The 278-nt window shown below is 53.2% G+C and carries 1 protein-coding gene; it reads left to right on the forward strand.

Features of this window, described 5'->3' with window-relative positions:
- Positions 1 to 73: 73 nt before the first annotated feature.
- Positions 74 to 278 (forward strand): hypothetical protein (locus AAEY72_RS14635; RefSeq protein ID WP_352311260.1); only part of this gene is annotated, 205 nt, incomplete at its 3' end.

Raw genomic sequence — 278 nt, forward strand, 5'->3', positions numbered from 1 at the left:
GTTACGCATTAACCCTAGAAGCCCACCATTCCTATACCTGACATTCCTCTGCGAATAGCGGAGGAGGTCACGGGTGAGCGAACAGAAAAGACAATCGGTGTTGGGACTGCGCATCTTAGCGCCGAAGCTGGAGAAGTTCTCAGACCGGCAGATTGAAGTGGCCCAGACTTGGGCTTTACAATTTAACGTACCGCCCTCCCAGCTGACCTCCTTCATCGATACCTATCTGAGTTCCACTGTCCATACTCGTTGCTGGTGCGTAGCCCTGCCCTCTACAG

Source organism: Psychrobacter sp. W2-37-MNA-CIBAN-0211 (assembly GCF_040309405.1).
Taxonomy (GTDB): domain Bacteria; phylum Pseudomonadota; class Gammaproteobacteria; order Pseudomonadales; family Moraxellaceae; genus Psychrobacter; species Psychrobacter glaciei.